General features: G+C 37.0%; 12 protein-coding genes. 8 read left to right on the top strand and 4 right to left on the bottom strand.

All coding sequences use genetic code 11. From position 1 onward, the window contains the following. The first annotated feature begins 34 nt into the window (after positions 1–34). Entirely contained in the window at positions 35–910 is an 876-nt protein-coding gene (locus ACKPCA_RS11970; RefSeq protein WP_321279308.1) for a cation diffusion facilitator family transporter, read from the top strand. Between the two features lie 33 nt (positions 911–943). On the opposite strand, the gene ACKPCA_RS11965 is transcribed toward ACKPCA_RS11970, so the two are convergent. Together ACKPCA_RS11965 and ACKPCA_RS11960 are read right to left on the bottom strand one after the other, a co-directional pair. Further along, complete coding sequence (locus ACKPCA_RS11965; protein ID WP_321279307.1) at positions 944–1,891, bottom strand: DMT family transporter; 948 nt, start codon at positions 1,889–1,891, stop codon at positions 944–946. Between the two features lie 198 nt (positions 1,892–2,089). Continuing rightward, positions 2,090–2,785 (bottom strand): XRE family transcriptional regulator, encoded by a 696-nt coding sequence (locus ACKPCA_RS11960; RefSeq protein ID WP_321279306.1) that lies wholly within the window; start codon positions 2,783–2,785, stop codon positions 2,090–2,092. Between the two features lie 172 nt (positions 2,786–2,957). Here ACKPCA_RS11960 and ACKPCA_RS11955 point away from each other — a divergent pair, with 172 nt between their 5' ends. Further along, complete coding sequence (locus ACKPCA_RS11955; protein ID WP_321279305.1) at positions 2,958–4,349, top strand: aldehyde dehydrogenase family protein; 1,392 nt, start codon at positions 2,958–2,960, stop codon at positions 4,347–4,349. A gap of 224 nt (positions 4,350–4,573) precedes the next feature. Then, positions 4,574–5,593, top strand: a complete 1,020-nt coding sequence (locus ACKPCA_RS11950) for a LacI family DNA-binding transcriptional regulator (RefSeq protein ID WP_321279304.1) — start codon at positions 4,574–4,576, stop codon at positions 5,591–5,593. A gap of 66 nt (positions 5,594–5,659) precedes the next feature. On the opposite strand, the gene rlmN is transcribed toward ACKPCA_RS11950, so the two are convergent. Together rlmN and ACKPCA_RS11940 are read right to left on the bottom strand one after the other, a co-directional pair. Then, positions 5,660–6,703, bottom strand: coding sequence for a dual-specificity RNA methyltransferase RlmN (gene rlmN, locus ACKPCA_RS11945; RefSeq protein ID WP_321279303.1), 1,044 nt, complete (start codon positions 6,701–6,703; stop codon positions 5,660–5,662). An 18-nt stretch (positions 6,704–6,721) separates the two neighbouring features. After that, positions 6,722–7,393, bottom strand: coding sequence for a ferredoxin--NADP reductase (locus ACKPCA_RS11940; RefSeq protein WP_321279302.1), 672 nt, complete (start codon positions 7,391–7,393; stop codon positions 6,722–6,724). 164 nt (positions 7,394–7,557) lie between these two features. Between ACKPCA_RS11940 and ACKPCA_RS11935 the strand changes: the two genes are divergently transcribed. The 5 genes from ACKPCA_RS11935 to ACKPCA_RS11915 all read left to right on the top strand — a co-directional run bounded on the left by ACKPCA_RS11935 (position 7,558) and on the right by ACKPCA_RS11915 (position 13,796). Then, the gene (locus tag ACKPCA_RS11935; protein ID WP_321279301.1) at positions 7,558–8,538 is read left to right on the top strand and encodes a DUF4097 family beta strand repeat-containing protein; all 981 of its coding nucleotides are present in this window, start codon (positions 7,558–7,560) and stop codon (positions 8,536–8,538) included. 432 nt (positions 8,539–8,970) lie between these two features. Then, on the top strand, positions 8,971–10,197 hold the full coding sequence (locus ACKPCA_RS11930; RefSeq protein WP_321279300.1) for an ROK family protein: 1,227 nt from the start codon (positions 8,971–8,973) through the stop codon (positions 10,195–10,197). Between the two features lie 222 nt (positions 10,198–10,419). Next, on the top strand, positions 10,420–11,319 hold the full coding sequence (locus tag ACKPCA_RS11925) for a nucleotidyltransferase family protein (protein ID WP_054715922.1): 900 nt from the start codon (positions 10,420–10,422) through the stop codon (positions 11,317–11,319). A gap of 103 nt (positions 11,320–11,422) precedes the next feature. Further along, the gene (gene gluP / locus ACKPCA_RS11920; protein WP_321279299.1) at positions 11,423–12,646 is read left to right on the top strand and encodes a glucose/galactose MFS transporter; all 1,224 of its coding nucleotides are present in this window, start codon (positions 11,423–11,425) and stop codon (positions 12,644–12,646) included. A 46-nt stretch (positions 12,647–12,692) separates the two neighbouring features. After that, the gene (locus tag ACKPCA_RS11915) at positions 12,693–13,796 is read left to right on the top strand and encodes a phosphotransferase enzyme family protein (protein ID WP_321279298.1); all 1,104 of its coding nucleotides are present in this window, start codon (positions 12,693–12,695) and stop codon (positions 13,794–13,796) included. Positions 13,797–13,842: the final 46 nt, after the last annotated feature.

Here is a 13,842-nt window from a genome sequence, read left to right as displayed (position 1 = left end):
CTATCGGGACGACATGCGAGAAAATTATGAACGGATGAAATTTGAGCTGAATAAATCGAATTGGGCCGAAACCGAAGGGTGGCTATCCATTATAGGAAATATTATACTCTTTATATTGAAGTATTGGGCCGGATTGGTTACCGGATCCATTGCCATTATTGCAGATGCATGGCATACTTTGTCTGATAGTTTGAGCTCTGTTATTGTATTAATAGGAGCGAAAATTTCGAAAAAACCTGCCGACGATGATCATCCTTTCGGACACGGTAGGGCCGATTTAATTAGTGCCTTTATTATTGGGATTCTGTTACTGCTGGTAGCCTTCGATTTCGTATTAGAATCCTATCATACCTTGAAAAGTGGTGAATCATCGCAATTTGGAACCATTGCCATTGTGGTAATGATTGTTTCCATTGTGGTGAAGGAAGCCCTTGCACAGTTTGCCTTTTATGGCGCTCGCAAAACCAACTCGAAAGTACTAAAGGCCGATGGATGGCACCATCGTAGCGATGCCATATCATCATTGGTTATTTTGGTAGGTATTTTTGTGGGGAAATATTTCTGGTGGATAGATGGTGCATTGGGGATGATTGTTGCTTTTATGATTGGATATGCAGCCTACGAAATCATTAGGGATTCCATTCATTCCATTTTGGGCGAAAGTCCCGATCAGCAATTGTTAGAGGATTTGAAGAAAACTTGTGAGGAGGTCTATCCGCATGCCATCAATCCGCATCATTTCCATGTTCATTCTTATGGTGACCATACCGAAATAACCTTCCATATCAAACTACCACACGATATGTCGATAAAAACCGGGCACGATATTTCCACCGAAATAGAAAAGAAAATCAAAAGGAAATTTGGTTTTGCGGCAACCATTCATATTGAGCCTCGGGATCATGTGTAGGATGATAACCTCATCCTACCTTTTGCGACAAATTTATTTTGATACCTCTGCGAGCACTCTTTTCTTCTTCTCCCTCGAGAAAAATACCGCAGTAACCGCACCACCAATTACCAATACCGCACCAATTAGCGAGTAAAGCGTCATGCTTTCGGGCTGTATCCAGCTTACCTGAAGGGATGTAAGAACCGACATGGTGATGAGGGTAATAATTGGGTTAAGGGTTACAATAATGCTCACCTTGTAGGCCTCGGTATACTTAAACGCAAGGGCAATCGACCCATATGCAACCAAGGTATTCACTCCAAGAAATACCACAATGGCCCAGGTTTTAAAATCCAATCCCTGGAAGGCTGAAAAATCGGCCATAGGCGTGTAAAGCAAAGCTGGAATTCCATACAATACCATATTCAAAACCTGTGCAGGATGTTGTTGCACCAATTTCTTTTGCAAAACGGCATACAGTACCCATGTGACTGCTCCTAGCTCAACCCAGAAAAAGCCAAGGTTAAAAGCATTGGTATCGTGAATAAAGGTCTGCAGTTGGGTGCGGTAGAACAGGAACAAACCAAGGCCCGCAATTCCGAAACCGATCATCTGTTTTAGGTTCAGCTTTTCTTTAAAGAAAAGAACTCCTGCCAAGGCCAGCATAATGGGGCCGCTTTGTATGATAATTTGTGCATTGCTCGGGCTGGTATAATTCAAGCCTTTTAAGAATCCAATGTAGTTTATCCCCAAGCCAATTGCTGCAATTATAAGCAAAAGAGGTGGACGTTTGATAATGTTCAACTGCTTTCGGTCGGTTATCAGGTAGTAGATGAACAGTACCAAAAAGGCGAAAGAGAATCGAAACCAAACAATGCTAATGGGATCGATATCCTTAAGGGCCACCTTAAGAAAAATAGGAAGAAAACCCCATAAAAATGCAGTGACCATAGCGTAAAGCACGCCCTTGTAATTACTTGAAGAGGCAATTGAGTTCATTATTTTTCTTATTTAGAATGAATAAAAGCAATCAAAAGTAGAAAAAAAATGATTCGCTGGTACTCCTAAATGAAAAAATAACAGGAAAGTAACATGTAGGCTGTTAGGAGCTGTTGCTTATATAATAAATGATTGGTTTTACATGTCTAGCATCTTTGAGATGCTTGACATGTTTTATGTAGATAGCTCGTTGTTATATTACGGCAACTGAAAAGAAACAAATCCCAATGCCTTCCATACCTCTACCACTTGATTCAGGCTTACCTCGAAGGATAGGTATTCTTTATTATCGGAGTTCAATAGCAATTGATTGTTATCAAAATCCTTTACCACGCGTTTGTACACAATGCCATCTTCGGTAGTTACCACAATATGGCTGGTGTTGTCTTTAATCAATTCCCAATCTTGCAAATACTCGCAAATAATGTATGATCCTGCAGGTACTGGCAGCATACTTTCTCCTTCAATTTGGAATGCACGGTAGGTTTTGTTTTCCGATAACTCGGCAAATGGCATTCTAAAGTTTGGCAGCTCGCTAATGAATTCGGCATCCGAGTGGCCATTTAAATATCCGGCTGCAGCCTTAACAGGAACCAAAGAAATCATCTCGTCGTTCTTTTCATCCACCAAAATGGGAAGAATTCTCAGGTTTTCTCCTTTTGTGTCTTGTTTCTTTTCCTTCTCTTCTTGCGCAATATCCGATTTCACCAACTCATCAAGATTTCTGTTGAAATAATCGGAATACTTTAAAAGGGTAGATATTTTTGGAGTACTTCTTTTTTGTTCGTAGGAGCTAATTGATGAGGCTCCAATTCCTATGCGAGCAGAAAGTCTGCTTTGCGATAGTCTTTTTCTAATGCGTAAATGTTTAAGATTCTTATTTAGATTTTTCATGAAATTTCAGTGTGTGAATTTTGAGAACAACAAAAGTAGTGCTTTGAAGCTTTCTTTCAGCGATTTTATGCGATTAAAGCAAAATTTAGTCCCGAAAAACTTTGGGGAGATTGGGGGGTAATCAGGACAAAAACTTGTATTTTGTGTAGGCAAAAATATAAACACACATACAATGAACACTATAAAAGTAAATTCACCATTTGATGGCAGCTTGATCAAGGAAATTCCTGTGCTCAACAGTCAGCAAGTGGAAGAAAAAATTGCTAATGCATATGCTCTTTTTCAGGATAAATCAAGATGGTTAAAACCTTATGAACGCATCGAAATTTTGGAAAAGACCAAAGCCATCATGCAAACTCGTGTTGAGGAATTGACTAAAATAGCTGCTGCCGAGGGAGGTAAACCATATCAGGACAGTAAGGTTGAGGTTTTGCGAGCTATAAATGGAGTGCAGTTGGCCATTGAGCATATCGGTCAAATGAAAGGCGAGCAAATTCCAATGGGAACTACTGCGGCGTCAATAAACCGTTGGGGATTTACCATGCGCGAACCCATTGGTGTGGTTTTGAGTATTAGTGCGTTTAATCATCCATTGAACTTGGCAGTTCACCAGGTAATTCCTGCTTTTGCAGTAGGTTGTCCTGTTTTAATTAAGCCTGCTACCAGTACACCAATGTCGGCAATCGAATTGGTGAAAATGCTGAAGGAAGCTGGTTTGCCTGCCGATTGGGCCGAGGTAGTAGTTTGTGACAGAACCAATGCTGAGAATTTGGTAAAGGATGAAAGGGTGAATTATCTGTCCTTTATTGGTTCTGCTGAGGTGGGATGGAGCTTGCGTTCGAAATTGGCAGCAGGCACCAGATGTGCCTTAGAGCATGGAGGATCAGCACCTGTGATTGTAGAATCGGATGCCAATCTGGAGGAAACCATTCCTACTTTGGCCAAAGGTGGATTTTATCATGCGGGACAGGTTTGTGTTTCGGTGCAACGTGTTTTTGTTCAGGAGGGCATTGTGGATCAGTTTTGTGATCAATTGGTTGAGATAGCTAAAAAACTAAAAGTTGGGGATCCGTTGGATCCACAAACAGAAGTGGGACCGCTCATTGAAACCTATGAAGTAGACCGTGTTGACGAATGGGTGAAGGAAGCTGTAGCCGATGGAGCAAAATTATTATGCGGAGGAAATAAGATATCGGAAACTTGTTACGAGCCAACTGTATTGTTGAATGCATGCCAAACTTCCAAAGTATCGAAATTGGAGGTGTTCGGACCTGTGATTTGTGTTTACAGTTATAAAGACATGCAAGAGGCCATTGATTTATCGAATTCATTGCCTTTGGCATTTCAGTCGGCAGTGTTTACCTTAAATATCGATAAAGCATTGAATGCAGTTAACCAGTTTAATGCATCAACTGTAACAATTAATGATCATACTGCATTCCGTGTAGATTGGATGCCATTTGGAGGAAGAGATGCTTCTGGAATTGGAGTAGGAGGAATTCCTTATTCAATGCAGGAAATGACAAGAGAAAAATTGATGGTGATTAAATCAAGTAAGATTTAGGAGTGTGGGTTAAATTGCATTTCGAGATTAAATTAATGTTATACCATCATTATATAATGAATAATGAGTGAAAACACTTAGGTAAATTGGGTGAAAAAGTGTGTAAGCAAATATATCTCCTAATTAATTTATACTATCTTTGTGTGTTGTTGGATAAACAGATAAAAGTCATTATATTAATGACTCCCAATCTGATTTATTGAAATAAGATAAAAATTTGTACTATGGCAAATAGACCTGTAACCATTAAGGATATTGCAGAAAAACTGAATATTTCTGTTTCAACCGTATCCCGAGCTTTAAAAAACAATCCTGAAATCAGTTTACAAACAAGAGAGGCTGTTCAGAAATTGGCTAAAGAGTTGAAGTATCAACCAAATCCATTGGCTGTTGCTTTGAAAACTCAAAAGTCGAACACTATTGGGGTTGTTGTGCCACAGATTGTAAGTTCTTTTTACGCATCGGTTGTAAAAGGGATTGAGCAGGTTGCTGACGAATTTGGTTATCAGGTTTTCGTGAGTTCTTCAAATGAGACAATGGAAAAAGAAGAGAAGAACGTAAACGGATTCCTAAATATGAGAATGGATGGAATTATCCTTTCTTTATCCCGAGCAACAAATACATACGATCATATTCATAAAATTCAGGATATGGGTGTGCCAATGGTGCTTTTCGATAGAACATCAAAAGAACTTGAGGTATCGAAAGTGGTGGCAGATGATGCTGCGGCAGCTCATTCGGCAGTAACTCACCTTATTGAAGGAGGTGCTAAGCGAATTGCATTCTTAACTGGTCCTGAGTATATGCTTTTTGGTAGAAACCGTATGAGAGGGTATAAAAAAGCTTTGGAAGATAAGGATATGGCAATTGATGAAACCTTGATTTCAAGATGTGATTTTACGGTTGAAGATGCAAAGAGTGCTTCATTGGAACTTTTGCAGCGTTCGAACCGACCAGATGCTTTTTTTGCCATTAATGATGAATTGGCAATTGGAGCAATAGCAGCGGCTAAAGAATTGGGTCTTAAGATTCCTGAAGAAGTTGCAGTGGTAGGGTTTTCAAATAGCCGTCGTTCACGTTATATGGAACCATCCATGTCGACTATGGATCAAAATCCTAAGCAAGTTGGAAGAGAAGCTGCAAAACTTTTATTTGACCAAATGGAAAATAAACCAGGAGCTAAGGAAGTAAAGGAAGTTGTTGTTCATGCCGATTTATTGGTAAGAGCATCTAGTGAGAGATAAAACACGATAAATGATATAAAAAAATCCTGCCAATCGGCAGGATTTTTTGTTTTACTATATATAGAATTAAAAATCTTTCTCTTGTTGCTTTATCAGCTCTTTGGTTGATAACAATCCGCAAGCTGCAAAAATATCCAATCCTCTTGATCTACGAATTGTAGTTGTAATTCCCTTTTTATTCAATTGGTCTTTGAAGAATTCAATAGTTTGATCATCGGATCCATCCAGTGGAGTGTTAGGAATAGGATGGAAACGAATCAAATTGATTCGGCATTTGATACCATCCAATATTCTACAAAGTTCCTTTACATGTCTCGGTGTATCATTAATTCCCTTGAACATGATATACTCAAAAGAAACTCTTCTTTGTCTGCCAAAATCGAAATCCTTAATGATTTTTAGTACATCCTTAATTGGATAAACATTTTGTACAGGCATTAATTTCTTTCTCTCATCGTCGAAAGGAGAGTGTAAACTAACTGCAAGGTGGCATTCACTATTGTCAAGAAATTCAACCATACCCGGGATAATTCCAATGGTGGATACGGTAATTCTTCTTGGGCTCATGGCCATGCCATAATCCGAAGTCAAAATTTCAAGAGACTTTAGGACCTCAGGAACATTATCAAGAGGTTCTCCCATACCCATGTAAACGATATTGGTAAGCTTTTCTCTTTCAGGTAGACTTCGAATTTGATTAATGATTTCGCCACTCGACAACTGTCCTTGGAATCCTTGTTTTCCTGTCATGCAAAACAAACATCCCATTTTACATCCAACCTGCGACGATACGCACAAGGTGTTTCTATCGTTATCAGGAATATAAGCTGTTTCGATAAATTTGTTCTCGTGGTTGGTTGGGTAAAGATATTTCTTTGTGCCATCAACCGATTCCTGTACTTTAGTTGATGCAGTTGTTCCAAAATCGAACTTTTCCTTTAGGGCAGTTCTTGCCTTTAAAGACAAGTTGCTCATCTGGTCGATTTCTGTTACATCTTTTTTGTACAACCAATCCGCAATTTGTTTGGCAGTAAACTTTGGCAGTCCTAACTCTTTAACTACCTGAGTTAATTCATTCAAACTTTTTCCTAATAGAATCTCTTTCCCCATTCTTCAGTATTAATAAGATTAAAAGTAGATTTCAGCCACAATTTTATTGTATTCCACGCCTCTGCTAATAAGTAAATCGCGAACTTCAACTACCATTTCAGGGCTACCGCATAAAAAGAATCTACAATTTTTTGGGAGCTCTGGAATATCCTGCAAATATCGGGTTAATCTTCCACTATACAAACCATCACCTGATTCTTGAGAGCAACAGCGAATATATTTTTCACCCAATTCGGGTAAGAACTCATTTTCAAAATAGAATGAATGAGTAAACCTACCACCATGAATAAGCGTCTTGTTTTCTTTTAATCCTGATCGGAACATGGATGAAAAGGGTGCAATTCCTGTTCCTGATGCAATCCACCATGCAGGAGATGTATCATCAATAAAATCACCGTCAGGATCAGTAACAAATAATTCTGTTCCTGGTTTAATTTCACTAAGTCTTGGAGTAAGCCATCCATCATCTTTTAGGTTATACAGGATGTTTACTTCATCATCGTGAATTCCACTAGCAATGGTATATAGTCTTGGAGTTACACTTAAATCGGTTGTCAAACCAACATACTGTCCTGCTTTAAAATCTTTAATTTTCTTGAATTTCAAAACATACACGCCTGGCGATATTTCTTTGTTTTCAAGAATATTGGTTGTGTGAAGTTTGTTCTTTTGATCTGTATTTGAATTCATATATTACATTTTGAATGGGCAAATATAGCAATTAATTTAAAAAGATTCTAAATAGCAAAATTGATTTTATAAGCTAATGCTTTTGACTGTAACTAATCTTGCTTATTGAGCGTCATATATATTGTTCTTGAATTTACTCATTCATCCTAAAAAATATACTAGAAATGAAAACAAAAATGAGATTTATACAATTGGCGTTATTTAGTTTATTCCTGCTTTCTTCGGTGAATTCTTTTGCACAGACTATTTATGCAGAAGAACACAAGGTGTTTGATGGTATCAATAAACTTGAAGTTAAAGGCTCTTTTTGCGATGTCGAAATTATAGGAAGTGATAGAACTGATGTAAAATTTGATGGTGAAATAAAAGGATCGTCATTTGGAGGCAAGAAGTTTGAAATAAAATATGATGTAGCTGGTGATAAATTGATAGTTTGGATTGATTCTCCGTTTTCTTTTAGTGGAAGAATTGAATCGAAATTGCAGTTTAAAGTTCCTGCAGATACTAAAGTACTCGTAAAAAATTCATCAGGAGATGTCTATTGTGAAGGCCTTGTTTCCCAATACAACTCAATACGCACTAGTTCGGGTGATGTTGGTATGCAAAAAATAAAAGGCGATTTGGATTTAGTAACTTCTTCTGGCGAAATCTCTGTGAAAAATCTTATCGGTAATTTAGAGATGGAATCTACTTCAGGGGATCAGGAAATTAAGGAGGTAGTTGGTAATATATCTACTCAGGCGTCATCTGGAGATTTAGAATTTAAATATATTGAAGGAGATATTTCTTCAAGAACTACTTCGGGGGATATTGAAATTGATAATTTGGTTGGAAGATTAAAGAATGTATCGAGCTCAGGTAGTATGGAGATTAATAATTCGAAAGTATATCTGCATTTAACTGCTAGTTCTGGCGATATTGAAGGTAATAATTTGTTATTGGTTGGAGAATCATTCTTTTATACTACTTCAGGTAATGTTGATTTGAAATTAAGAAATGATCATGATCAATTGAGTTTTGATTTGGTGGCATCTTCGGGGAATTTAAGAGCTGGAAATAAAAAAGGAGACAAGAAGCTTTACTTGCGAAATGGTGAGATTTGGATTCATGGAAAGAGCAGCTCTGGAGATCAAACTTATTATTAAAAAATGCAAAGAGGACGTTCAGTCCTCTTTTTTTTGTTCGTTTGCGAACATTAGATGTGATACAATCGGACACTTTTGATACGAAGAATTTACATGATATTTTCATAAGTATCACATAGCTAGAATGAAAGGGTTTTTGGCCCGCCACTTGTAATTACCTATGCGAAATCATTTTTAATGGTTTCCCAAAAATTGGGAGTGGTGTCCCGGGATTTTGGTTTTAATAGCATAATTAATTGGTTTTCTTTGATTAAGGGTCCTTTAAACGGCCCTTTTTCTTTTTTATATCCCTAATCGTTCAATTTCCTAAATTTTTCTGCTTTAAAATCAATATACGTTACTTTTAAAAAAAATTATAAAAGAATTGCTTATTTGAAAAAATAAATTGTAATTTTACCATCAGATTACAAACCTATAATAGAAGAAAAACGTTTGAGACCACAATTCCTATATGAAAAGAACCTAAAGGGGGTAGCTAATTCTGTAAAAAGAAAACAAGAACAGTATCGCAAAATTGTTCGACACCTTTATTATAATGGTGCTGCATCAATTGCTGAAATTGTAAAGGCTGTTAAAATGAGTCAACCATTGGTAGCTTCATTGGTTGATGATTTAATGGGCTATGGAATGCTACTGGATAATGGTGTGGGGGAATCAATAGGAGGTCGTCGTCCAAATTTGTTTTGTATAAATTCTGAGTATCAATATGTAATTGGTGTGGATATCAATTTACATACTTTGAATTTGGCTGTGTTTGATTTATCGAATAAGCAAATTTTTAGAGAGGAGACAAAGTATTTTGACCTTGAGAATAGTGATGAGTACTTAAACTCTTTGATAGAAAAGATAGAGTCAATGATTTCCCAATTGGGAATACCAAGGGAAAAGTATCTTGCTGTGGGAATTTCGATTCCAGGTTTGGTTGATGCCAAGCAAGGCTTAAGTCATACTCACTTATCGGCTACTGAAAAAGGTTTGGCTCATTTTTTAGGTGATAGGTTGGGCATGAATGTGTTGCTGGACAATGATGCCAGAACTATGGCTTTGGGAGAGAAAGCATTTGGTAAAGCCATTGACAAAGAGAATGTACTGTGCTTAAACTTGAGTAACGGTATTGGTCTAGGAATGATTTTGAATGGTGAACTTCATTCTGGTAAAAATGGTTTTGCAGGGGAATTTGGTCACATTCTGATTGATCCGGAAGGAAAGCTTTGTTATTGTGGTAAAATTGGGTGTCTGGAGACCTTAACATCAGGGAAAATACTGGTAAAAAATATCAGCGAAGCAGTTGATAAGGGACAACCAACTCTTTTGGCTAGTTACAAAAAGGAAAATAGAAAGATTGATCTAAGAGCAGTGGTGGAAGCCATATTGCAAGGAGATCAGTTCGCGATAGATCAGTTGAACCAAATGTGTGAGTATTTGGGTAAAGGTCTGGTTACATTGATTCATTTGTTGAATCCAGAAATGGTAATTATTGGAGGCAAAATTGCACATGCAGGCAAGTTTGTAATTGATCCTGTTACCATGTCTATGAATAAATATGCCATGAGTAGAATTAGTTCTGAAACGGAATTGGTTTGTTCTGATTTGCTGGATGATTCAGCATTAATGGGAACAATGGCAAATGTGATGAGAAGTGTTTTAAGTTTAGATTAATAGAGAAATTATTGATTCCCGCATGGTTAAACTTTGGTTTAATGTTCAATTGTAGTAGTAGTGTTCTGCGGGAATCAATTTCTTTATGCCAACATCTTAAGAATAAATATAAAAAATACAGATGAAACGAACTGGTAAGTTTTAATGGTAGCAGCAAAGACAGCTTATTAATTAAAATTACCGAGAAGTTTCGTGTGATAATCGATACAAAAGAAAAAACTCATGAAACCAACATTATTAGTATTAGCAGCAGGAATGGGAAGTCGATATGGCGGATTGAAACAGATGGATCCAATTGGACCATCCAATGAGACCATTATTGATTATTCAATTCACGATGCAATAAAGGCAGGCTTTGGAAAAATTGTATTTGTAATTCGAGAGAGTTTTGAAAAAGAATTTAAGGAATTGTTTAATGCAAAGTTAGCTGGTAAGATTGATGTGGATTACGTGAATCAGGAAATATTTAAGGTGCCGGAAGGAACAACATATAATCCTGAAAGAGAGAAACCATGGGGAACTGGGCATGCTATTTTAATGGCTAAGGATTGTATTAAAGAGCCTTTTGCCGTAATCAATGCCGATGATTATTATGGAGTGGAAGCTTTTCAAACCATTGCTGATTACTTAAGAAATTCAATTAGTGATCAGGAAAACTGCATGGTTGGTTATCAATTGGCGAACACAATTTCTGAGAATGGTTCTGTATCAAGAGGAGTTTGCGCTACCAATGAAAATGATCACTTGGAAACTGTTGTTGAAAGAACTCATATCGAAAAACTACCAGAAAATATTGCATACCTGGAAGATGAAAAATGGTATCCACTTTCTGAGGATGCAACGGTATCGATGAACTTCTGGGGATTTACTCCTAAACTTTTCGATCATTTGGATTCTCAGTTTAAAACTTTCCTTCAAGAGAAAGGTGATCAGTTGAAGTCTGAATTCTTTATTCCTTCTGTTGTAGCTGAAATTATTGAATCAGGAGATACTCAGATTAAGGTGTTGAAATCGGATGCTCAGTGGTTTGGAGTGACTTATAAAGAAGATAAGGAAAAGGCACAAAATGCGATTAATACGTTGATTGAGAAAGGTGTTTACCCTTCGAAACTTTGGGAATAATATTGTAAGTACATGGTTTCTGGGATGTGAGATATGACTAGTTGGAAAGAAACCGTTAGCGTTAAATTATAAGAAATCATTAATTGAAAATAAATTTATTGTTATGGTGAGTATACAAGCAACAGAATCAGGAACCAAGAAGTTCATGATCCCATTGATCGTTGTAGGGGTGATGTTTTTTGCAATTGGTTTTGCTTTAGGAATTAATAGTTATATCGTTCCTTTATTGAATAAAACATTAGGAATATCGTCTGCAGAATCATATTTGGTTATTGCAGCAACTTTTTCTGCATTCTTAATTTTTGGCTATCCAGCATCTTTGGTAATTGGGAAGATAGGCTATAAGAAAACAATGGCATTGTCGTTTTTGATGTTTGCTCTTGGTTTCTATTTGTTTATTCCATCGGCTCAAATGGAAAGTCTTCCTTTGTTTTTGTTGGCATCATTTATTAGTGGAATGGGAAATACTTTCTTGCAGGCATCTGTAAATCCGTACATTACCATTTTAGGCCCAATGGAAAGTGCTGCAAAAAGAATGAGTTATATGGGGGTTGCCAATAAATTGGCTTGGCCTATTGCTCCATTATTTTTGGCTTTGGTAATTGGGAAAGAAGTAAATGATGTTGCACTTACCGATATTAATGTTCCTTTCTATATCATTATTGCGATTTTCATTTTATTGGGTGTTTTGGCCATGGTGGCTAAGCTTCCTGAGGTAAAAGCTGCTGGGGAAGATGAAGATTCTGCTGAAGAATGTCCATATGCTGCTAATAAAACATCGGTATGGCAGTTTCCACACTTACTTTTAGGAGTATTTGCTTTGTTCCTATATGTAGGAGTTGAAACAGTATCTCTAGGAACATTGGTGGATTATGCAGAAAGCTTAGGCTTGGCAAATCCTGAATTTTATGCTTGGATTGCTCCGGTTGGAATGGTGATTGGTTATATCTGTGGTATCATCTTTATCCCTAAATATATTAGTCAGGCTGCTGCACTTAAAATTTGTGCAATTGCTGCTTTATTCGGTTCTCTAATGGTTGTATTGGTTCCTGCAGAATGGTCTATTTTCTTCATTGTATTTATGGCTTTGGGATGTTCATTGATGTGGCCTGCACTTTGGCCTTTAGCTATGACTGACTTGGGTAAGTTTACAAAGGCAGGATCATCTTTAATGGTGATTGCAATTGTGGGTGGTGCAATTATTCCTACCGTTTATGGATTTGTTAAAGATGCTGTAGGAGGACAAAATGCATATTGGATTTGTGTACCATGTTTCCTATACATTTTATACTATGGGATAAAAGGACATAAAGTAAGAACGAAATAAATTGAAAATAGGTGTTGCATTAAGATACGCCATTTAAAGATAAATTATGAAGGAGAAATTGTTTGATGTTGCTTCGAAATTCGTATTGGAGGGAAAGATCGAGGATATTAAGCCATTAGGTGAAGGATTTATTAATGATACTTTTCTGATCACTACAGAGGGAGAAGAATCACCAAATTATATACTACAAAGAAAGAATACCAATATTTTCAAGGATGTTCCTGGAATGATGGGGAATATTCTAAAAGTAACGGCTCATCTGAAAGCAAAGATAAAAGCAGCAGGAGGTGATACTAGTCGAGAAGCAATGACGATTAATGTTACTGAAGAAGGGCTTCCTTATTTTGCAGATGAAAATAATGATTATTGGACGATATGCATGTTCATTAAGGACAATATTACTTATGAAGCTGCTGATAGTCCAGAATTGGCATTCGCAGGAGGAAAAGGAATTGGAAAATTCCAGGCAATGTTGGCCGATATGAAAGAGCCGTTGGTTGATATTCTTCCAGGATTTCACAATATCAGATTCCGTTTTAACCAATGGGATGAAGTATTGGCGAAAGATCCTGTAGGCAGAAAAAAAGACTTACAGAAGGAAATTGAATGGGTTGAGTCGCGTCGTGAGGAGATGTTGAAGTTTTGGGAATTGGTTGAAAATGGAACCATTCCTACCCGTGTAACTCACAACGATACTAAAATCAATAACATTCTTTTCGATCAGGATGGAAATGATCTATGTGTTATCGATTTGGATACTGTTTTGAATAGTACAGTATTGAATGATTATGGTGATGCAATGAGATCATATACAAATACAGGTTTGGAGGATGATGAAAACTTGGATAACGTAAGCATGGACATGGAAATCTTCACAGCTTATACAAAAGGTTATTTGGGAGAAACAATTTCGTTCCTAACAGAAAAGGAGTTGGAATATCTTGCTTTTTCTGCCAAGTACATTACTTACGAGCAGGTGCTTAGATTCCTTATGGATTATATAGATGGAGACAATTATTACAAAGTAAAATCGCCGGAGCACAATCTAATTAGAACTCATGCACAGTATAAGTTGCTTACAAGCATGGAAGATCAGTTCGAAGAGATGAATCAGGTGGTGAATCAGTATTGTAAGGAGTTGTCTGCCTAAAATTGTGTGTAATATTAGCTAACTCATAGATAACAAGCCGTTTTCT

The organism is Marinifilum fragile (assembly GCF_963677365.1).
In the GTDB taxonomy this organism is placed as follows: Bacteria; Bacteroidota; Bacteroidia; order Bacteroidales; family Marinifilaceae; genus Marinifilum; species Marinifilum fragile.
Note: the sequence above shows the minus strand (reverse complement) of the source record. Positions and strands in the feature narration are given on the sequence as shown.

Bases quoted from the DNA above. Each gene is read 5' to 3' on its own strand.
- ACKPCA_RS11970 (WP_321279308.1), top strand. From the start codon at position 35: ATGAAATTTGAGCTGAATAAATCGAATTGGGCCGAAACCGAAGGGTGG.
- ACKPCA_RS11965 (WP_321279307.1), bottom strand. From the start codon at position 1,891: ATGAACTCAATTGCCTCTTCAAGTAATTACAAGGGCGTGCTTTACGCT.
- ACKPCA_RS11960 (WP_321279306.1), bottom strand. From the start codon at position 2,785: ATGAAAAATCTAAATAAGAATCTTAAACATTTACGCATTAGAAAAAGA.
- ACKPCA_RS11955 (WP_321279305.1), top strand. From the start codon at position 2,958: ATGAACACTATAAAAGTAAATTCACCATTTGATGGCAGCTTGATCAAG.
- ACKPCA_RS11950 (WP_321279304.1), top strand. From the start codon at position 4,574: ATGGCAAATAGACCTGTAACCATTAAGGATATTGCAGAAAAACTGAAT.
- rlmN (WP_321279303.1), bottom strand. From the start codon at position 6,703: ATGGGGAAAGAGATTCTATTAGGAAAAAGTTTGAATGAATTAACTCAG.
- ACKPCA_RS11940 (WP_321279302.1), bottom strand. From the start codon at position 7,393: ATGAATTCAAATACAGATCAAAAGAACAAACTTCACACAACCAATATT.
- ACKPCA_RS11935 (WP_321279301.1), top strand. From the start codon at position 7,558: ATGAAAACAAAAATGAGATTTATACAATTGGCGTTATTTAGTTTATTC.
- ACKPCA_RS11925 (WP_054715922.1), top strand. From the start codon at position 10,420: ATGAAACCAACATTATTAGTATTAGCAGCAGGAATGGGAAGTCGATAT.
- gluP (WP_321279299.1), top strand. From the start codon at position 11,423: ATGGTGAGTATACAAGCAACAGAATCAGGAACCAAGAAGTTCATGATC.
- ACKPCA_RS11915 (WP_321279298.1), top strand. From the start codon at position 12,693: ATGAAGGAGAAATTGTTTGATGTTGCTTCGAAATTCGTATTGGAGGGA.